Source organism: Flaviaestuariibacter amylovorans (genome assembly GCF_039541815.1).
Lineage (GTDB): Bacteria > Bacteroidota > Bacteroidia > Chitinophagales > Chitinophagaceae > Flavisolibacter > Flavisolibacter amylovorans.
In genome coordinates this window covers 1-19,145 of sequence record NZ_BAABGY010000020.1, presented here as the reverse complement: position 1 = coordinate 19,145, position 19,145 = coordinate 1, and the positions used below count along the sequence as shown (strand labels likewise).

Annotated in this window: 19 protein-coding genes; 6 read left to right on the top strand and 13 right to left on the bottom strand. The window is 59.8% G+C overall.

The features are described 5' to 3' along the window. Positions 1 to 329: 329 nt before the first annotated feature. The 3 genes from ABD937_RS23150 (at position 330) to cysS (ending at position 4,284) form a co-directional block, all read left to right on the top strand. Positions 330 to 1,253 carry a rhomboid family intramembrane serine protease gene (locus tag ABD937_RS23150; protein WP_345258426.1) on the top strand — a complete coding sequence of 308 codons (924 nt, stop codon included), beginning with the start codon at positions 330 to 332 and terminating at the stop codon, positions 1,251 to 1,253. A 188-nt stretch (positions 1,254 to 1,441) separates the two neighbouring features. Next, positions 1,442 to 2,563: an endonuclease/exonuclease/phosphatase family protein gene (locus ABD937_RS23145; RefSeq protein WP_345258424.1), complete on the top strand. Its 1,122-nt coding sequence runs from the start codon at positions 1,442 to 1,444 to the stop codon at positions 2,561 to 2,563. 227 nt (positions 2,564 to 2,790) lie between these two features. Then, positions 2,791 to 4,284 carry a cysteine--tRNA ligase gene (gene cysS / locus ABD937_RS23140; RefSeq protein WP_345258423.1) on the top strand — a complete coding sequence of 498 codons (1,494 nt, stop codon included), beginning with the start codon at positions 2,791 to 2,793 and terminating at the stop codon, positions 4,282 to 4,284. Between the two features lie 174 nt (positions 4,285 to 4,458). Here the strand turns inward: cysS and mnmC2 are convergent, their stop codons facing one another. Then, the gene (gene mnmC2, locus ABD937_RS23135) at positions 4,459 to 5,154 is read right to left on the bottom strand and encodes a tRNA (5-methylaminomethyl-2-thiouridine)(34)-methyltransferase MnmC2 (RefSeq protein WP_345258421.1); all 696 of its coding nucleotides are present in this window, start codon (positions 5,152 to 5,154) and stop codon (positions 4,459 to 4,461) included. 93 nt (positions 5,155 to 5,247) lie between these two features. Between mnmC2 and ABD937_RS23130 the strand changes: the two genes are divergently transcribed. Both ABD937_RS23130 and ABD937_RS23125 read left to right on the top strand, forming a co-directional pair. Then, complete coding sequence (locus ABD937_RS23130) at positions 5,248 to 6,033, top strand: nucleotidyltransferase domain-containing protein (protein ID WP_345258420.1); 786 nt, start codon at positions 5,248 to 5,250, stop codon at positions 6,031 to 6,033. Between the two features lie 119 nt (positions 6,034 to 6,152). Next, the gene (locus ABD937_RS23125; RefSeq protein ID WP_345258418.1) at positions 6,153 to 6,752 is read left to right on the top strand and encodes a DNA-3-methyladenine glycosylase family protein; all 600 of its coding nucleotides are present in this window, start codon (positions 6,153 to 6,155) and stop codon (positions 6,750 to 6,752) included. A 329-nt stretch (positions 6,753 to 7,081) separates the two neighbouring features. On the opposite strand, the gene ABD937_RS23120 is transcribed toward ABD937_RS23125, so the two are convergent. From ABD937_RS23120 to ABD937_RS23110, 3 genes are read right to left on the bottom strand one after another with little or no spacing between them, the layout of a single operon-like run. Continuing rightward, positions 7,082 to 7,744, bottom strand: coding sequence for a metallophosphoesterase family protein (locus ABD937_RS23120; RefSeq protein WP_345258417.1), 663 nt, complete (start codon positions 7,742 to 7,744; stop codon positions 7,082 to 7,084). A gap of 14 nt (positions 7,745 to 7,758) precedes the next feature. Further along, positions 7,759 to 8,634 (bottom strand): hypothetical protein, encoded by an 876-nt coding sequence (locus tag ABD937_RS23115; RefSeq protein ID WP_345258416.1) that lies wholly within the window; start codon positions 8,632 to 8,634, stop codon positions 7,759 to 7,761. Continuing rightward, complete coding sequence (locus ABD937_RS23110; protein WP_345258415.1) at positions 8,631 to 9,755, bottom strand: dipeptide epimerase; 1,125 nt, start codon at positions 9,753 to 9,755, stop codon at positions 8,631 to 8,633. The genes ABD937_RS23115 and ABD937_RS23110 overlap by 4 nt, the downstream gene beginning before the upstream one ends. A gap of 85 nt (positions 9,756 to 9,840) precedes the next feature. Here ABD937_RS23110 and ABD937_RS23105 point away from each other — a divergent pair, with 85 nt between their 5' ends. Then, positions 9,841 to 10,380: a Riean_0653 family protein gene (locus ABD937_RS23105; RefSeq protein WP_345258413.1), complete on the top strand. Its 540-nt coding sequence runs from the start codon at positions 9,841 to 9,843 to the stop codon at positions 10,378 to 10,380. Positions 10,381 to 10,637: 257 nt separating this feature from the next. Here the strand turns inward: ABD937_RS23105 and ABD937_RS23100 are convergent, their stop codons facing one another. From ABD937_RS23100 to obgE, 9 genes are all read right to left on the bottom strand, one after another. Continuing rightward, positions 10,638 to 11,177 (bottom strand): hypothetical protein, encoded by a 540-nt coding sequence (locus ABD937_RS23100; RefSeq protein WP_345258412.1) that lies wholly within the window; start codon positions 11,175 to 11,177, stop codon positions 10,638 to 10,640. Between the two features lie 67 nt (positions 11,178 to 11,244). Further along, positions 11,245 to 11,814 carry a hypothetical protein gene (locus ABD937_RS23095; RefSeq protein ID WP_345258410.1) on the bottom strand — a complete coding sequence of 190 codons (570 nt, stop codon included), beginning with the start codon at positions 11,812 to 11,814 and terminating at the stop codon, positions 11,245 to 11,247. A gap of 110 nt (positions 11,815 to 11,924) precedes the next feature. Continuing rightward, entirely contained in the window at positions 11,925 to 12,593 is a 669-nt protein-coding gene (locus ABD937_RS23090) for a hypothetical protein (protein WP_345258409.1), read from the bottom strand. 11 nt (positions 12,594 to 12,604) lie between these two features. Next, positions 12,605 to 12,898, bottom strand: a complete 294-nt coding sequence (locus tag ABD937_RS23085) for a hypothetical protein (protein WP_345258408.1) — start codon at positions 12,896 to 12,898, stop codon at positions 12,605 to 12,607. A 310-nt stretch (positions 12,899 to 13,208) separates the two neighbouring features. After that, positions 13,209 to 13,691 carry a hypothetical protein gene (locus ABD937_RS23080; RefSeq protein WP_345258407.1) on the bottom strand — a complete coding sequence of 161 codons (483 nt, stop codon included), beginning with the start codon at positions 13,689 to 13,691 and terminating at the stop codon, positions 13,209 to 13,211. A gap of 199 nt (positions 13,692 to 13,890) precedes the next feature. Further along, on the bottom strand, positions 13,891 to 14,286 hold the full coding sequence (locus ABD937_RS23075; protein ID WP_345258406.1) for a DUF2251 domain-containing protein: 396 nt from the start codon (positions 14,284 to 14,286) through the stop codon (positions 13,891 to 13,893). A gap of 405 nt (positions 14,287 to 14,691) precedes the next feature. After that, positions 14,692 to 16,866 (bottom strand): S46 family peptidase, encoded by a 2,175-nt coding sequence (locus ABD937_RS23070; protein WP_345258404.1) that lies wholly within the window; start codon positions 16,864 to 16,866, stop codon positions 14,692 to 14,694. 318 nt (positions 16,867 to 17,184) lie between these two features. After that, the gene (locus ABD937_RS23065) at positions 17,185 to 17,337 is read right to left on the bottom strand and encodes a hypothetical protein (RefSeq protein WP_345258403.1); all 153 of its coding nucleotides are present in this window, start codon (positions 17,335 to 17,337) and stop codon (positions 17,185 to 17,187) included. 286 nt (positions 17,338 to 17,623) lie between these two features. Next, positions 17,624 to 18,619, bottom strand: a complete 996-nt coding sequence (gene obgE / locus ABD937_RS23060) for a GTPase ObgE (RefSeq protein ID WP_345258402.1) — start codon at positions 18,617 to 18,619, stop codon at positions 17,624 to 17,626. Positions 18,620 to 19,145 lie beyond the last annotated feature (526 nt).

The following is a 19,145-nucleotide window of genomic DNA, read 5'->3' as shown; positions in this document are numbered from 1 at the left end:
CGGATCGCGGATCTGTGATCTCGCTGGCGCGCGTCAAGGGGAACTGGAGCTGCGGCAACGCCGCGCCGTCATTGCGATCCGCCAGCTGGCGGAGAAGCAATCTCCTCCGTTACGCGGAATGATTCTCAAGACCGCACCTCCAGGAGCACCCCGCGGGTTGTGGAGATTGCTTCGCGGGGCTTGCAATGACGTTTGTAGCGCCCGCAATGTCGGACAGCCATTCAACCAAGGTCGATGTTGAAGCGAATCCTGCGCTGTGAACGACCGTTTACAAATAAACCAATAGACCAATAAACCAATAGACCCGCGCAGCGGTGTACTTTTGCACCATGGCTTACTATCCGCAGCAGAACCGAAGAAAGTTGACCGTGGGGGCTGATGGGAACGCCCTGATGAACCTGATCGCCATTCTCCTGATGATCTTCGCGGTCTTCGCCTTTGTGCAGGTGGTCTACACCTTCACCTATACGAAGCAGGGCAGCACCCGCTACCACGACGAGGTCTTCCCCTGGATCGCCCTGCCGGCTAATCTGGGTACCCTGGCCTCCCGCCCGTGGACGCTGCTCACGCATCCCTTTATCCACGACGACATCTGGCGCGTGGTGTCGAACCTGCTCTGGCTCTGGGCCTTCGGCTATATCTACCAGGACTTCACCGGCTACCGCAAGCTGATCCCGCTGTTTCTCTATGGCTCCCTGGCCGGCGCGCTGTGCTTTGTAGCGGCCTATAACCTGTTGCCGGGCCTTACACCCGGTACGGCCATCGCCTTCGGCGCATCGCCGGGCGTCATGGCCATCGCGGTGGCCACCACCGTGCAGGCGCCGCGCTTCCGCATCTTCCCGATGCTCAACGGCGGCATCCCGCTCTGGGTACTCACCGTGATCTACGTCATCATCGTCTTTGCCTCCATCCCCATCAACCGCACGCCCGAGCACCTGGCCCACCTTGGCGCCGCAGTGCTCGGCTACATCTTCCAGGCACAACAGCAGCGGGGCCGCGACTGGGCTACCCCGTTGAATCGATTCTGGGATTGGGTCACCAACCTGTTCAACCCCGACCGCCATGGCAAGGAGCGCATCCCGAAAGACGAGCTCTTTTACAAGGCCTCGGTGCCCCCTTACCAGAAGAAGCCGAATTACACGCAGCAACGCGTGGACGAGATCCTCGACAAGATCAACCAGAAAGGCTTCAAGTCGCTCACCGAAGAAGAGCGCGAGATCCTCCGCCGCGCGAGCAGTGACGGCAACGTATAGGATCTCAGATGTGAGATCGCGGATCTGAGATCGATTGCTTGCGCACGAACTAGATTCAAGATCCTAGATCAAAGATCCAAGATCCGAGATCACAGACCAGAGATCGATTGCTTGCGCACGAACAAGATCCAAGATCCGAGATCACAGATCTGACATCCCACATGGGGGATTCTCCCTAATTTGCACACATGGCAGGCAAGGCAAGAAGATTGGCCCGGCGCGCGTTTCTGATCCTGATCTGGACGCTCGCGGCCGTATTTCTGCTGTCCTGCGCTGCCCCCTACCTCGATCCCGCGCGCTGGTGGCTCGTCTCCTTCCTCGGCCTCGGCTTTGCCGCCACCCTCCTCAGCCTTCTGCTCGGGCTCGTGTTCGCGCTCGTCATCAAGCCGCGCTACGCCCTCATCCTCCTCGGCGCCCTCATACTGGGCATTCCCAGCATCGCCGTCTTCTTTGCGCTCAACACCGGCAGCGGGGGAAAGGTCCCGCATGCGCCGGGCGCCCGCCACCTGCGCGTGGTGCAGTGGAACGTAGCCCGCTTTATCGAGCAGCGCCGCAACAACAACCAGGGCAGCCAGACCCGCCAGAAGATGCTCGAGCAGATCCGCGCACAGAACGCCGACATCCTTTGCTTTCAGGAGTTCAGCCAGGCTACCGACTCCGACCACTACGACAACCTGGGCTACGTGCGCGAAACGCTCGGCTATAAGTATTTCTACTTCCCGCGCGGCGCCGGCTTCAAGAACTGGTACGGGCAGGCCATCTTCTCGCGCTATCCGCTCATCGACAGCGGCTTCGTGGCCTTCCCGCGGCCCGGCACCCCCGAGAAGCTCGTGTGGGCCGACGTCGTGATCGGCAGGAGCATCCTGCGTGTCTACACCGGGCACCTGCAATCCTACAAGCTCGAGAAAGACGACTACGAGCGCATCGAGAAGATCAAGAACCGCGAGGACTCGCTGATCCCGCACTCGCTTTCGCTGTGGGAAAAGCTCCGGCGCGCCACCGTGCTCCGCGCGGAGCAGGCCCGCATCGTGCGGCAGCAGCTCGATCGTTGCAACTACCCCATGATCGTGACCGGCGACCTCAACGACGTGCCCAACTCCTACACCTACCACCACGTGCGCGGCGACCTCCAGGATGCCTTCCTCGAAAAGGGCTTCGGCATCGGCCGCACCTTCAACGGCCTCGCACCCACCCTCCGCATCGACTACATCTTTGCCACCGACCAGTTCAAGATCCACCGCTTCCAGCGCATCGCCCGCACCCTCTCCGACCACTATATGCTCGTGGCGGACCTGGAGTGGAAGAGATAGCAGCAAGGTTTAGAAGGTTTAGGGGGTTTAGAGGGTTGGCTGGCGCCCGCAACCTTCTAAACCCCCTAAACCTCCTAAACCACCTAAACCCCTGAACCTTCTAAACCCCCTAAACCTTATCTTTGGCCCTATGATCGCCTACCGTTTCCTCCGCTGTTGTTGTTGCTGAGCGCCTGCTCCGTGAACGGTATTTATTTTTTCCACGATCATCACCTCCCTCCATTTCTATGAGTACACTCAAGGTTTACAATTCGTATACGCGCGAGAAAGAAGAGTTTCAATCCGGTACGCCGGGCCACGTAGGCATGTACGTCTGCGGACCCACCGTGAGCGGCGAGAGCCACCTGGGCCACGCGCGGCCCTACATCACCTTCGACGTGGTGTACCGCTACCTCACCCACCTGGGCTACAAGGTGCGCTATGTGCGCAACATCACCGACGCCGGCCACTTCGAAGAAGAGGGCCGCGAAGCCGAAGACAAGATCTCCAAGAAGGCTGTGCTGGAAAAGCTGGAGCCGATGGAGCTCGTGCAGAAATACACGAACCTCTTTCACTGGGCCATGGAGCGCTTCAACACGGTCCCGCCCTCCATCGAGCCCACGGCCACCGGCCACATCGTGGAGCAGATCGAAATGATTAAGGACCTCATCACGAAAGGGTACGCCTACGAAGTGAACGGGTCGGTGTATTTCGACGTGCAGCAGTATGCGGCGGGCCACGACTACGGAAAGCTCTCCGGGCGTGTGCTCGAGGAGCTGCTCACCACCACGCGCGACCTCGAAGGACAGGAGGAGAAGCGCAACAAGGAGGATTTCGCGCTGTGGAAGTCGGCGCCGCCCGAGCACATCATGCGCTGGCAAAGTCCCTGGGGCGAAGGCTTCCCGGGCTGGCACATCGAGTGCTCCGCCATGGCCACCAAGTACCTCGGCACCCGCTTCGACATCCACGGCGGCGGCATGGACCTGCAGTTCCCGCACCACGAGAGCGAGATCGCGCAAAGCCATATCTGCAACGGCGTGGAGCCCGTGCGCTACTGGATGCACAACAACATGATCACCATCAACGGGCGCAAGATGGGCAAGAGCTACAACAACGTGATCAAGCTCACCGAGCTGTTCAGCGGCGACCATCCCGAGCTCGAGAAGGCCTATGCGCCGATGACGGTGCGCTTCTTCATATTACAGACGCACTACCGCTCCACGCTCGACTTCTCCAACGAGGCCCTGCAGGCGGCAGAGAAAGGACTGAAGCGCCTCATGGAGCCCTATGCCTGGTTCAAGGCGCTGGAACTCCCGGTCACCGACGGCGGCTCCGACCCCGAGCTGGATAAGAAGGTGCGTAGCCTGCTGGTGGAGCTCGACGACTTCATGAACGACGACTTCAATACGGCGCGCGTGCTTGCCAACCTGTTCGAGCTGGTGCCGGTGCTGAATTCGTTTAAGGACAAGGTGCTGCCGATAGCGTCGCTCTCCTTCGAGACCCTGCAGTGGATGCAAACGAAGTTGAAGCTGTACGTGGAGGATATCCTCGGCCTGCGCAACGAGAGCAGCGCCGACGACGGCAAGCTCAAAGGCGTGCTCGACATCCTCATCGGCCTGCGTAAGGAAGCCCGCTCCAACAAAGACTGGAAGACCTCCGACGCCATCCGCAACCAGCTCGCGGCCATCGGCATCCAGCTGAAGGACGAGAAGGACGGCGAGATGAGCTGGACGGTAGCGTGAGGCGTTTATTAGTTTATTTGTCTATTAGTTTATTGGTAAGGGTCGCTTCTGTGCGGCCCTTATATTTTTCTGCACCTTGCCTGTTGCGGTTGATGATTCCAACGAGTGACTTAACGTTTAGTCCTACAACCGTTGACGGTAAAAATCTTCCTATCCTCCTGCTGCCTTCCGGTTCTACGGTTCCTTGTTCCCTGTTCCTTGTTCCCGTGTTCGTTCCGCCCGCACCATCTCCCGCTTCCCCCAGGGGCCTGGCGGCTTAGTAACCAGGAGCCCCGCGTCCTCCATAGCTTTGCGCACAACGCTCTTGGAGCAATAGGTGGTGAGCACACCGCCGGGCAGCAGCAGGTCGTGCAGCTGGCGAAAGCGCTCCGTGGTCCAGAGCTCGGGCTGCGCAGAAGGCGCGAAAGCATCGTAGTAGATGACGTGGAAGCGCTGCGTGCTGCGGAACTCCTCCAGCACCGCTTGCTCCTTGCGGATGGTAAAGAAAGGCGACAGCGCCACGTCGCCGCCCCAGTGGGTGCCGTGCAGCGCGGCAAAAAGCTCCGGCGCGCCGGCCGCTTCGCCGAAGTTGAGCTGCGTGGCCAGCCCCGCTGGCACGGGATGTGCCTCGATCGTCGTGTAGCGCACCGGCAGTTTCCGGCGCTCCGCCTCAATGGCCGTCAGTAAGGCATTGAGGCCCGTACCGAAGCCCATCTCGAAAATGCGCAGCGGCGTTTGCTGGAATCTTGCCGCCGCAAACCCAAGGCCCGTATGCACGAACACATGCCGCGACTCCTCCATCGCGCCATGGCGCGAATGGTAGGTAGTGCTGCTCCCCGGCAGCTCCAGGGTATGCGAGCCGTCTTTGGTGGCAATGATGCGGCGGTCCATGCCGCGAAGTTCGGGTAAAGACGTTCGTCGATTTTCGGATGCGCGCGCGCAGTAATGCGGTGAATTCCGTTTCTTGCAATACAAAGATGAACTATGATCCAGCAGGCATTTGCACAGGGAGTCATTGAGCGCGTCCGCAACGAGGAGGAAATACTGGGCGTCGCCGCCGCGGGCTCCTGGATCTCCGGCGAGCTCGACGAGTGGTCGGACCTGGACCTTGTGTTGGTAACGCGCCACAAGATCGGCGGCGACCGCGCGGCCATGCTGCCCTGGGCGGCCCGCTTCGGCAACCTGCTGAGCGGATTCACCGGCGAGCACGTGGGCGAGCCGCGCCTGCTCATCTGCCTCTACGACGAGCCCCTGCTGCACGTGGATATCAAGTTCGTGACGCTCGCCGAGTTCGGCGCCGGCCGTGTTGAAACGCCGGCGCTGCTCTTCGACCGCGACGGTGCGTTGCAGGCTGCGCTGGATGCTACCGAGGCCCGCTTTCCGCAGCCCGACCTGCAATGGATCGAGGACCGCTTCTGGACCTGGATCCATTACGGGCTGCTCAAGATCGGCCGTGGCGAATACCTGGAGGCGCTCGACTTCCTCGGCTACCTGCGGATGATGGTGTTTGGACCCCTGCTGCACCTCCGGCGCGGCAACCTGCCGCGCGGCGTGCGCAAGGTGGAGCAGCTGCTTCCTCCCGACGATCTCGATGCACTGAAAGCCACCATCGCCTCCCACGACCGCGCAGCCCTCGTCGATGCCGTGCTTGTGGCCATCCGCCTCTATCGCACGCTCCGCAACGAGCTCAGCGGTCCGGGCTTCATCGTGCAGGCACGCGCCGAGGAAGCCGTGCTCCGCTACCTCCACCGCTTCCGCTACGGCGCCTGACCCCTTCGCTACGGGCTGACAATGCTGCACCGTAGGCGGGACCAAGGGTGACAGCGCACCAGCGAAGCCCAACCTCCAAACCCGCTAAAACCACCAAAAAACCTCCAGAACCTTCTGCCATGGACTACATCGCCCACCTCTCCAAAGACCGCAAGCTGGCCACCATACTGCGCGCGCAGGATCCCATCGAGATCAGGCCGCGCAAGAACCTGTGCCTGCGACTTTGCGCGTCCATCATGAGCCAGCAGCTATCGACCAAGGTGGCGCAGGTGCTGTTTCATCGTTTTCTTGCGCTGTATGAAGGCAAGGAGCCGACGTCGCAACAGATCGTAGATACACCCTTCGAAACCTTGCGCGGCATCGGGCTCTCGAATGCCAAAGCGCAATACGTGCTCAATGTGGCGCAGTTCTTCATCGACCAAAAGCTCGACGACAAGAAGATCCGGAAGATGGCGGACGAAGAGGTCATCGACCTCCTCACACAGATCAAGGGCGTCGGCCGCTGGACCGTAGAAATGCTGCTCATGTTCACCCTGGGCCGCGAAGACGTATTTGCGGTCGACGATTACGGGATCCAGGTGGCGATGAAAAAGCTCTATAAGCTCGACGACTCCAACAAGAAAGAATTCAAGCAGCAGATGCTGTCCCTCTCTACCAAATGGGCGCCCTACCGCACCTATGCCTGCCGCCACCTCTGGGATTGGAAAGACGGTGAGTAATGTGCTGATGTGCTAATGGGTTAATGTGCTAATGGAAAGAGAGGGAACGCAGATTCTATAGGATTTATAAGATTGGAGCAGATGTCGGGCAGCATTCTTTACGCTTCTGCAATCGTTTCTGGCAGGTTATTGTCAACCACCAATAGATATTCGGATTAGGTGCAATACAGCATCTTTAACTATCTTATCGTACGGTCAATCCTATGTAACGGCTAAACCGGCAGGAGGGGCGGCACCAGCTGAAATGCATCCGCGTTCATCGTATCAATCAAAAAAGATCCGCGTTCTTTCTCTTCATCAGCACATCAGCACATTAACCCATTAGCACATTAAATTTCATCGCTCTGCACGTATTCCTCCGTTTCGATGTTCATCATCGTGAGCTTGCCGCCCCGGTAGGCGGCGCCGGTATCGAGATTCCAGATGCCGCCGCGGAGCATCGGTGCATTGCCTTCGAAATTGAGCGTGGGCGTGTGGCCGATGAACACGCGGGTGCAGGGCTCGGCAAAGCGCAGCGGAGCGGAGCCCGACGACACCGCCTGTTCCCACAGCTTGCGGTCCCACGCGAAGATGTCCTCGTCCTGGTCCTCCAGCAGCTTGTGGCGGTCGAAGCCGCCGTGCGTGAATACCTGCCCCCCGGCGTTTTTGTACCAGGGTTGCTGTTGCCCGAAGAAGGATTCCACGCGCACCTTGTCGGAAGGTGCGAGCGTCATCCACAGGTCGATGGTGGCGCGTACGCCGTTGCGGCCCATGAAGCGGTCGGTGCCGGTGCGGATGAAGTACAGGAAGTTCTCGTCGTGGTTGCCGCGTATGCAGACGAGGTTGGGCAGCTCGTGGAGCGCGAAGATGCATTCAAAGGGACGCGGGCCGCGGTCGACCAGGTCGCCGAGGCAGATGAGGGTATCGCGGGCCGCAGTAAAGCCGCTCCGCTCCAGCACCTGTTGCAGCGCCTTGTATTGCCCGTGAATGTCGCCGACGACCCAGGTAGCCATAGGGATTTCGGATTTCAGATTTTGGATTTCGGTGCGTAGGTGATCCGGCGTTCCACGAGGAGGTAGCGTTGCTTCGGCTGCCGCTCATCGGCCACGTATTGGTGCGTCCAGTTGCCGCGGGCGTCTTCCTGGTACGAGAACACGTAATGCGGATCCCCGGGCGTGGGGTCATACCGCGACTCCCGTACCCGCCCGGCGGCGTCCAGCTGCTCGAATCCGTCCACCTCCTTGCGGAACTTCGGGTCCTTCGCCTTTTCATACCGGTAGTGCGTTTCGGTGCGCCCCGCTGCCGGATAGCGCAGCGTCCGCGTTACGGTTTCCCAGGGGCTGATCATCACCTCCTGCTTCTTGCGCCCTTGTGCGTCGTAGGTATACACGGTGCGTTCCGACTCCCTGCGCACATAGGTCTCACGGGTCTTGCCGGTGCGGCGGCCCTTGGCATCGTAGGTATACGTGGTGGTGGTAAGCGGAACGTTGCCGGGCATGGTTGCCTCCTCGCGCAGCAGGTTGCCGTCCGCATCGTAGAAATACCGGGTACTCACTTCGCTGCGGGGGCGGGTGGGCTCAAGGCCTATGCGTTGCTGCAGCCGTCCGCGGGTGTCGTAAAGAAAGCTGTCGAGGTGCCCGGTGCTGCCGTCGGTGCGGATGATGCGCTCGGAGAGCAGGTTGCCTGCCTCGTTGTAACGACTCAGCTTCGTATACGATAGCTTCGGCCTTCCGCTATCGCCGCGCGGCAGCATCCATTGGTACTGTGCCTCCGACAGGACCTGAACGGGCCCGTTAAGGCCCGCAGCCTCCAGGTGGTTCGGGTACTTCTTTTCCTGAACCCATACCTGGGCCTGCGCGGCAGGAGCGAGCACCAGTAGAAATACGGAGAGGGTCAGGTTCATAAACGGGCGGTAGCGTTCGTTACGGAAGCCTCCAGCCAGGCCGGGTCCACGGTGGCGCCGAGGCCGGGTACTTCGGGCACGTCGATAACGCCGCCTTCGCCGTAGCCGATGCCGCCGAGGATCGGGTCTTCGGTGAACATCAGCGGCGTATCGAAGTCGCAGTGGTGAATGGCGTCGTTGGCGAGCGCGAGGTGGGCCGCGGCGGTCATGCCAAGCCTGCTTTCCATGAAGCCGCCCACCTGCAGCTCCATGCCGGCTGCCTCGCCCATCTGCGCTACCTTCAGGCCTTTGTAGAAACCGCCGGTCTTACCGAGCTTGATGTTGAACATCGGGCAGGCCTTGATGCGGATCAGGCGCTCCGCGTCGTGGGCGTCGCCGCAGCTTTCGTCGGCCATGATGGGGATCGGGCTTTGCGCCGAGAGCGCGGGAAGGTCGAGGAACTGCCAGCGCGGGATAGGCTCCTCGCAGTGTTCGATGTTGAAGGGCGCCAGCGCCTGCAGCACCGCGAGCGCATAGCTGGCGTCGCGCCAGCCCTGGTTGGCATCCACGCGCAGCGGTGCGTCGGGACCGATCGCTTCGCGGATGGCGCGGATGCGTGCGGTATCGGCTTCCAGCTCCTTGCCGAGCTTTACCTTGATGGCCGCAAAGCCCTGCTTCCAGAAGCGCGCGGCGTCGGCAGCCATCTTTTCCGGCGAACCGATGCTCACTGTCATATCGGTGGCCAGCACCTTGTTGCGGTGCCCGCCGAGGTAGGCATAGAGCGGCTGCTCCGCGCGCTGCGCGGCCAGGTCGTACAGGGCCATGTCGAAGGCACTCTTGATGCTCGAGTTGGCATAGATGACGCCGTCCATGGCGCCGATGCAGCCGGCGATGTCGGCACTGTCGCGTCCCCTGAGGAGCTGCGCGAAATAGCCACCCACCACCACGCAGGTATCCATGCTTTCGCCATTGATGGTCATATACGGGCTGCATTCGCCCCAGCCGGTACGCCCGTCGGCGGTGCTGATCCGCACCACTACGTTCTGGACGGTTTCGATGGGACCGAGGGAGATCACAAAGGGCTCGGTGAGGGGCACGCGGAGCGTATGAAGGTGTATGTCGGTGATGAGGCTGTCGTTCATAACGATTCGTTTGGTTAAAGCAAAAGCGGAACAGCCTTTGCAGCATGGTTTTGGATAACCGGGTGAAAATTATAACAATCCAGCTATGAAACACCTTTTCGTGCTTGCCGCCACGGTGCTGGCACTGGCGGGCTGCAGTAAAAAGATCGAAGAGCTCCCCGCGCCCACACAAACGGGTGCCAACACCTTCGGTGCCAGCATCGACGGCTCCCTCTGGGCACCGCAAGGCTTCGGCATCGTGCCTACGGCGCCGCTCATCGAGGCCTCCTTCGGCGGCAACAACTCGTACTATATCAACGCGCGCAACTTCAGCCGGTCGCCCACCGAAACCGAATTCGAGATCTATATCGAGAACGTAACGAGGGCAGGCACGTACTACTTCAACAAGACGACACAGATCCGGCCCAGCCAGAGCAACTCCTACGCCTACTACGTGGAGCGCCGCAGCACGCCGAAGCACCAGTGGATCACCGACGCTACGCACACGGGCAGCGTCACCATCACGAAGCTCGATATCCCGAACCGCATTATTGCCGGCACCTTCGAGTTCACCGCCAGGGATATGACGGGCGGCGCCGCGCCGATCCGCGTCACCGACGGCCGCTTCGATGTGAAGATCCAGTAAGGAGGTTGTTAGTCTATTGGTCTATTTGTTTATTGGTAAAGTCGTTTCGGTGTGAGTTGCTTTACGTAGCCGATACAGCTTCCGTGGTACCCGCTTTTGCGGCCGACAGTAAACATCGCTTTGTCCCTTCACCCTCAACCATAAGAGCGGCCTTCCGGAAACGGAAGGTCGTTCGCTTTTGGGGTCAGGAGGGGATGACTGACACTCCCAAATCACCCTTTTAGCACATTAGCATATTATCTCATTAGCATATTCGCTCACGCGACATCGGAAACGGCTGCGCTGAAGCGCTCGCGGAACACGCGTTGCATACCGCTGCCGGGAAAAGGCAGGCGCGCGGGATGTACATTGAAGCCGGCCCCGGTGAGCGGACGGTAGCACAGGTCGTAGGTAGAGGCTTTGATCAGCAGGATGGGCGTACTGCGGGTGATGAGTTTATCGAGGCGCGGAACGAGATCAGCCAGGTAGCGCGCCACGTCCTGGTGGCCAAGGCTCCAGGGAACCTCGCAGAGGTCGGTGAGGAAGTAGCCGTCGGACTGGAAATGCCGGAGCAATTCCTCCTTGAGCAGCGGCGAACGCTTCGATTCGAGGAACTTCTGCTTCAGCCGCGGGTAGAGCACGCCCATGATCTCCAGGAAGAGCGCGTCTTGCCGCCGTACGTCTTCGAAATAGAAATGGCGGTCGAGCGCCTCGGGCGGGGCTTCGGCCAGCAGCAGCACGCGGATCGGGACCGGCTTGTACTTGTTGCTCGCCAGTGCGTATACGTCCCGTATAAATTCAATGTCGTGTGCGTCCATCCTCCTTGCTTTATGTTGCATTCAGCCATTTCCATACCGGTTCGCCTGGCACAGGATCCGGATCGCCTTACTCTTCGAAGCGCAGCACGAGCTCGTTGCTGCGCAGCGTGATGCGCGGCACCTGCCGGAGCAGGACATCGAGTTGTGCCTGCGCAGCGGAACCCTGCGGCAACCAGCGGGATGTATGAAAGCCATCGTTCGTGCCATCAGTGCTGTAGTAAAAGCGGATGCGGTAGGTGCCAGGGTTGCGGTAGCTTTCTTTTTGGCGGGCCAGGTGGTCGTCGAAGAAGCCGCTTCCCTGCGGGTCGAAATTCCCGCCGGGAGGCAGGAGGCGGAAGTCGTCGGGGGCGAGCGGGTTGTGGGTCTTGCACTGTGCGATGCGGACCGTGTCGGGCCTTGGCTTATCGATGGTAAAATACGCATGCGGCAAGCGGTCGCCGGCGGCGGAGCCATCGAGCGAGCCGGGCAGCAGCACGGCTTCCCTGCCGTTGTTGCGGATCGTGACCTTTAGCCGCGGCACTTCGCCCACGCGGTAGCAACTCTTGTCGGAGGTGATACTGCAGCTGAGGCCTTCGGTAGGCGGGTGCTGAAAGGATGCGAGCAGGAGCGCTGCGGTGCTGGCGGCAAGACGAATCATAAGCCTGGTGTTGATCCGGAAGTTACCCCATTCCGATGAAGTTGGGTCTGGTGGCAGGCTATCGGGCGAATATTTAAGGAAACGATTGGCGCTGGCGGAACGGGGCTGACTTAGCTGCCACCGGCTACCAGGAAGGCTTTTCGGGCTTTCATAAACTGAATAGGTTGCAGGTAATTTGCGTTCGCGGTATCCTGGTACACCTGCTCCATACGGGCGAGCGCATGGCTGCAGAGCGCCAGCGCGTCCTTGGGTCGCTGCGTGAGGATGAGTGCGTCCACCCGCTCCCGCTCCTGCACGTTGGCGCCCGCGGCAATCTTCTCCCAGCTGTTGTTCTGGTCGAAATAAGGCAGGGCCACGTTCCTGACGTTTTTGAGCAAATCGAGCATGATCCCTTCGTGATCTTGCCGGATGAAATCGTAGCCGAATCTAGGCTGGAACGATCGATCGAAGTTCGTCCATGCCGACCGGTCGCCGCCGATATACCCGCCACCGAGGACCGGAAGCTCCGGGAAATGAGTGGTATGCCATTTTTTGTAGGCCGTGCTGTAGATGAGGAAGTTGGGCTGGAAGTCGATAATGGCACCGGCCATATTATTCTTCGACCCGCGAAAGCTGATCTCCTGTCGGAAGCCACCCTCGCTGCGCGTGTATCTCAATTGCGACTCGCTGAAGCGAAAGCCTTGGCTTTGCAGGTATGCATCCGCAAACTGCAGGAGCGCTGTGGTCAGTACTTGTTTGGGCTGCGTCATATTCTTGTGAAGCGGTAGCTGCGGGCGCATCGGCCTGCGGGTTATTGATTGCTTTGAAACACTTTTTCCACGTCTGCAGGGTCGAGCCGGCGCAGGGCTTCGATGAATTCATCCGCCGGCAGCTCAGGGGGCAGGTAGTTGTAGTAGAGCGGGATGCTTTCTTCGGTATCCATCGACACCGAGGTGGCGGAGTATTCGTAATCATCCCAGAGGTGATCCTCCACGAAGTCGTTCACTGCGGTGTCTTCCACGATAAGGCAGTAGCCGTCGGCGCCCAGCGACACGAAGCGGACGTGCGGGATCTCGAAGAGGATGTTGAGTGCGGGTTGCTCCATGAGGGTGTATTGCGTGCGTCTGCCGGCACCGTGCGAAGGTAGGTAAGGTGCTTCTCCCGGCGCCTATTAGCGGCTGCTTGAGTTAAATGATCATCTGCAAAGAGTGAAAAGGTCGGCCGCAAGCGGCCTCGATGCACGACGGCACAACGGCACTACGGCGCGACGTAGAAAATCGATCTGGTCTTTCCACTTTTTCGTCGTGCCCCCCAAAGCTTCGGGAGCGCCATCGTGCTGTCGTGACAGGGGCGTCAGCCCCGCTCTCCGCGCTTGCGCGGTCAGATGAGAAGTGATCGAATATTCAAGCAGTTTCTTAGAACGGCGCCAGGGCGGCCGCCTCGTCTTCTTTCACGGCATCGAGCCAGTCCATGAAGATGCCGGCCATATCGCCTTCCTTACCATGGTAACCGCTGGGTAGTTTGTGATCGAGCTGCAGGCCGAGTGCTTCTTCGCGGGCGTTGTAGACGAGTCGGATGATGCGCGGCACTTCCTCTTTTTGTTTTTTGAACAGGGCCGCCACCGCCGCCAGCTGCAGTGCCGCCTGCGCAAAGAAGGCGGTGGCCCGCTCCGTGGAGAGGTCAACGGGCTCTTTGAGCACGGTATTGAGCCTCCGGCCCGATACGATCTCGCCGTTGATCTTGTAGAAGAAGTTGTTGAAGCAATTGTCGTTCGTTGGCGAGCCGAAGACGTAGATCGCGTCTAATTCGTCCTCGTTGAAGTTCACGTATTCAAACGCGATGGCCACAAGGCTTTGGGCAAGGAGACCGAATTGGTCGTCGAAGTCGGTGTCGGGCATACTGCTGGTTTCTTTAAGGGGCATTCAAACTTACGGCAATCCTACTTGCTGCGCCTCTGCCCGTCGGAACAGGCAAAGAAAGGAATGCCGCTTCGGTCATCTCCTGCAGGTGGTGCCGGCAATCGCGGTTCTATCGATCCCGTCCGGGCGAAGGGCTGCGTCTCCCCGTATGAATACGTGAGCCACTCCGCAGCAACTGCTAAAAGAACATCCGCACGATCTCCGGTGTGAGCGAGCGCTGTCGCACGCGGGCCCAGCCGGTGCCGTTGTCGGGCTTGCCGCTGTGGCAGTAGCCGCCGCGCGCCACGAAGTCGAAGAGGGCGTAGTAATTCTCGTTGAGGGCGATGGCTGCTGCCAGCCCGTTGGCCGACCACATGATCCGTACCCGGCAGGGGCGTGTGCGATCGGGCCCGCGGTCTGCGTCGTAGAGGTGCAGTGTGTCGAGCAGTTGCTGCCCGCTGCCCACGTCGATGGCATGAAAGAGGCCCTCGATGCCGTCGTCTTCGAAGAGCACGCCATACTGGCCGCCGGGGGCAATGGAGTCGAACGCGGTTTCTTGTCCTACCTGGAAGGTGCTGTCTACGTCTGTGGTCATGGGTTCGTTTTAAGGGTCATTTGCCGTCGCGGAACGTGTTAAATGTAGGCTTTTTACGGCCCCGGCCCGGCTCCCTGTCCCCCGAAGGGGGAACTCAGGCTGGACCTTGCAATACCTGTTCGGCCCCTTCCCTGGTTGAAGAAGAATACTTGAGCAGTTGAGTACATGAGTAAATGAGTACTTGAGGGGAGGGATGAATTGAGGGAGAGGAATTCATCTATTCCATCCTCCCTCTTCCTTGCCCTCCAAAATTCTATTGCACATGTACTCTATTGTTCATTTGCTCCTGACGTAGAAAGACCCGCCGGTGGCGGGTCTTTCGTATAAAACAACTTTAAGAACGGTTCAGCTAAGAAAAGCAGGTTCCACCTAAGTTCCCCCTTCGGGGGACAGGGGGGCGGGGGGTCATTTGCGCAGCGTCAGCTCGTTCACGAGGTGCTGGGCGCCGCCTACTTTGTCGACACACCACAGCACGTAGCGGATGTCGACACAGATGGTGCGGTTCAGGTCCTTGTCGAAGGCGAGCTTGTGGCTGAGGGCCTCGTAGTTGCCGTCGAAGGCAAGGCCGATGAGCTCGCCGTTGCCGTTGATGACGGGCGAGCCCGAGTTGCCGCCGGTGATGTCGTTGGTGGTGATGAAGCAGGTCACGAGCGTGTTGCGCTGCGCGTCCTTGTATTGGCCCCAGTCTTTGGCACGCAGGCGGTCGAGCACGTTCTTCGGCAGGTCGAACTCGTAGTCGCCCGGCTTGTATTTATCCAGGAGCCCCTGGGCGGTGGTCACATAATCATACTTCACGGCGTCGCGTGGGGCGTAGGCGGCCACCTTGCCGTAGGAGACGCGCATCGTGAAGGTCGCGTCGGGGTACATCATCTTCGCCTTGGCCGGATTCTGTTCCATGAGGCCCTTCAGGTAGAGGCGGCCCCACTCGTTGTTCTTCGTCACGAACTGCTGGTAGAGGGGCAGGTATTTGCCCTGCCAGTTGCGGAGGAAGGTGTTGGCGAGGTTGTAGGCGAGGTCCTGCTGCAGGCCGGTGGCATCGGGATTGCGCAGGAAGGCGGCCCACTTGCTGTCGTCGAGCAGCATCGTATTGCGGAAGATGGCCTCGGCGTATTTCTGATAGGTGCCGGCGTTGTCGAGCTTTCCGTACTCGTTGCGGATCGCCTCGTAGAAGCCCTGGGGCTGCTGCTCTTTCGGAACGTCGTTGTAATACATCTGGAGCACGGCGGCCACGATGTTCTGGTCGGAGGGGCGGTTGTGCGCGGCCAGGAAGTTCTTCCGCGCGCGGTCGGCGGCGGCTACGAGCTTCTGGATGTCGGCTGTGGAGGTGCCGGGCTTCACGAGCGCGTTCTCCACACCCTGCAGCGAAGCGGCGAAGGCGAGCAGCGGGGAGCCCGTGATGCCCTCGTTGATGTACTGGCGGTGCAGGGCGTAGGGGCGCCAGGCGCCGTATGCGGCCTCGAGGTCGCGGAAGATATTCCCGTACTCCGGCTTCGTGCTGGCCCATTGCGTGAACGTGGCTTCGTTCTTACGCTTTTGCCCGTAGATGTCGTACTTGATCAGCTGCTTCGACTCGCCCTCGTAGAATTTCCAGTAGTTGGCGATGGAGGCGTAGTCGGAAGCAAGGTTCAGTTTTACCGCCGGGTCCTTCTTCATCTCCTCGAACATGTACTTGAGGCGCATGTCGCGGAGCTTCACGAGGGTGGGGTTGTTGATATCGGTGGCCAGCTGCACGCCGAGCGACGACTCGTAGCGGTTAGTGGAGCCGGGGTAGCCCCAGGTCATGGCGAAGTCGCCTTCCTTCACGCCCTTGAGCGATACCGGCAGGTGCCACTTCGGCTTCAGCGGCACGTTGTCGGTGCTGTAGCGCGCGGGCTTGTTGGAGCGCGACGCGTATACGCGGAAGATGGAGTAGTCGGAAGTGTGGCGGGGCCATTCCCAGTTGTCGGTGTCGCCGCCGAACTTGCCGAGGGCTTCGGGTGGCGTGCCCACGAGGCGCACGTCGTTGTAGCGCTCATACACGAAGGCGAGGAACTGGTTGTTCTTGAAGAGCGGCGAGATGCGCGTCTCCACGAAGTTGGCGGTGTCGCTCATGCGGCGGTTGATAGCGGACAGCACGGCGGCCTGGCGGTTGGCGCGCTCGATGCCGGTGAGGCCCTTGAGCGAGTCGAGTACCTCCTTGGTCACGTCCTCGATGCGGAGGAGGAACTGTACGGAGAGGCCGGCGGAGGGGATCTCCTCGCCGGTGGTCTTGGCATAGAAGCCGTCTTTGAGGTAGTTGTGCTCCACGGTGGAGGCGCCGGCGATGGTGCCGTAGCCGCAGTGGTGGTTGGTGAAGAGGAGGCCTTTGGTGGACACGATCTCGCCGGTGCAGCCGCCGCCGAAGATGACGATGGCGTCTTTCATGGAGGCTTTGTTGAGCGAGTACAGCTGCTCCTTGGAGAGCTTCAGTCCTTTCTTGACCATGTCGTTGTACACCTGCTGTCCGAGCAGCAGGGGGAGCCACATCCCTTCGTCGGCGGCGGCCTTCAGGAGGCTGCCTACCGCAAAGAGCGCGACCAGGAGCGTTTTCTTCAGATTCATATAGGTAAACATTTAGGGACGGCAAACGTACGGAAAAGACCCCACCCCGACCTCACCCCCGGCCCTTCTCCAACGGAGAGGGGTGACTCTGTGGCGCGGTACCACAACTGGTTACTTTACTAAAATCGGAGATCCATTATCGAAAAGCCCCGCAGCGGAGCTGCGGGGCTTGGTTACAATTAAGTAGGTGATCCAATCCTCACTTGAACGTTCAAAAACAGCGTGCATAGGACTGTTCGACCTGAAAAAATTTCACTAGAATAAGTTCACTTCAACTTGAGTCACCCCTCTCCCCCTGGAGAGGGGCCGGGGGTGAGGTCACCGGAAGGCCCCGGAAAGCGCGCCGACGAGGCAGCTCAGCAGGATGGCCAGGTTGGCCAGGAAAAGCACGGAAACGAAAACGCGGAAACGGGGCGTGCGGTCGCGCAGCGCGATGTGGGTTTCGAAGACTTGTTGTACGTATTTGACCATTGGTTTCAGGGTGTGTGCCGCAAAAGTAAGCGCTGTTGTGGCTATTCTACTACCCTGCGAAGGGTATTTTTTAAGCTCGCCTGGAAAGCGTAGCTCAGAAAGCTCAGCTAATCAATGGGTTAGCTTTTAGGCTCCCGGGGCCGGCCGACGGCTTCTTCCCCAAAACAGGTAGGTGCTCCAAACAGTGCAGGCGAAGCCGGGACCTTACCTATACCCTGGCGCCATTCAAAAGCCTGGATGCCTTCCATCCCTGAATAAAAAAGGTGACGCGTTTGCGTCACCTTTTTTATTTGGCGTTCAGCTCGCTCCACAAGAGATCCTTCAACTCCTGCAGGCCGGTCTGCGTTACGGAGGAGAAGAATAGATGCGGCACGCCTTCGGGCAGCTCGGCGGCGATGGCGGCCTTCAGCTCGTCGTCGAGCATGTCGCTCTTGGAAATGGCGATGATGAAGGACTTGTGCAGCAGCTCGGGGTTATATTCTTCCAGCTCCTTCTTGAGGATCTCGAACTCGCCGCGGTGGTCTTTGCTGTCGGCGGGGATCAGGAAGAGGAGGATGGAGTTGCGCTCGATGTGGCGGAGGAAGCGGTGTCCGAGGCCCTTGCCTTCGGCCGCGCCCTCGATGATGCCGGGCAGGTCGGCGATGCAGAAGCTCTTGCCGTCGCGGTAGGGCACAATGCCCAGGTTGGGTGTCAGCGTGGTAAAGGCGTAGTCGGCGATCTTGGGCTTGGCGGCCGTGATCACCGAAAGGAGGGTCGACTTGCCGGCGTTGGGAAAGCCTACAAGCCCCACGTCGGCCAGCACCTTCAGCTCCAGCACCTTCCAGCCCTCGATGCCGGGCAGGCCGGGCTGGGCGTGTTCGGGCGCCTGGTTGGTCGGCGTTTTAAAAGCAGTATTGCCTAGCCCGCCTTTGCCGCCGGGGAGCCAGATGATCTCCTGGCCATCTTCGAGGATCTCGACCTCCTGCTCGCCCGTTTCCTCGTCGCGGGCCACGGTGCCGAGCGGTACTTCGATGATGATGTCTTCCCCGTCGCGGCCCGTGCGGTTGTTGTCGCCGCCCTTTTCGCCGTTCTCGGCCAGCACGTTCTTGTAGTAGCGCAGGTGCAGGAGGGTCCAGAGGTTGCTGTTGCCCCGCAGGATGATGTGGCCGCCGCGGCCGCCGTCGCCGCCGTCGGGGCCGCCGAGCGCGGTCAGCTTATCGCGCCGGAAGTGCTTGTTGCCGGCACCGCCGTGGCCGCTGCGCGCGAAAATGCGTATCTGGTCTACAAAGTTGCTCTTCTCCAATCCGGGTCGTTTAAGGGGCAAAGGTACCGAAAGGGAATCTCAGATCTCTGATCTCAGATCTCAGATCTGTGATTTCAGATTTCAGATCTAGGCTGGCGCACGCGGGGGATCTCAGATCTCTGATCTCGGATTTCAGATGTGTGATCTCATATTTCAGATTTAGCCTGACGCGCGCCATTACTTGCCGGGTCAAAGATGGGCTACTCTAGAAAAAGCATCGGGCGCAACTCGATTGAAGGCTTGCTGTAAGATAGTTGGCTTAATAAGGATCGTGAAACTGCGTCTTGGCGGCTTTGCGTGAAACCCGCGTCCTGCTTTCGGAAATGCCAGGCGCTTGCGCCGGGCTATCCGAGCAAAGATGGGACTTTAAGCAAGAGTAATTTCCACCGTGAACGACCCTTACAAATAAACCAATAGACAAATAGACTGAATAGTCCTAGAATAGGTTGACAGTTTTTAGAAGAGATCCCGGCTGCCTCAGGTGGCCGGGATTTTTGTTTTGTGCACCTGCTCAGGTGTTTTCATG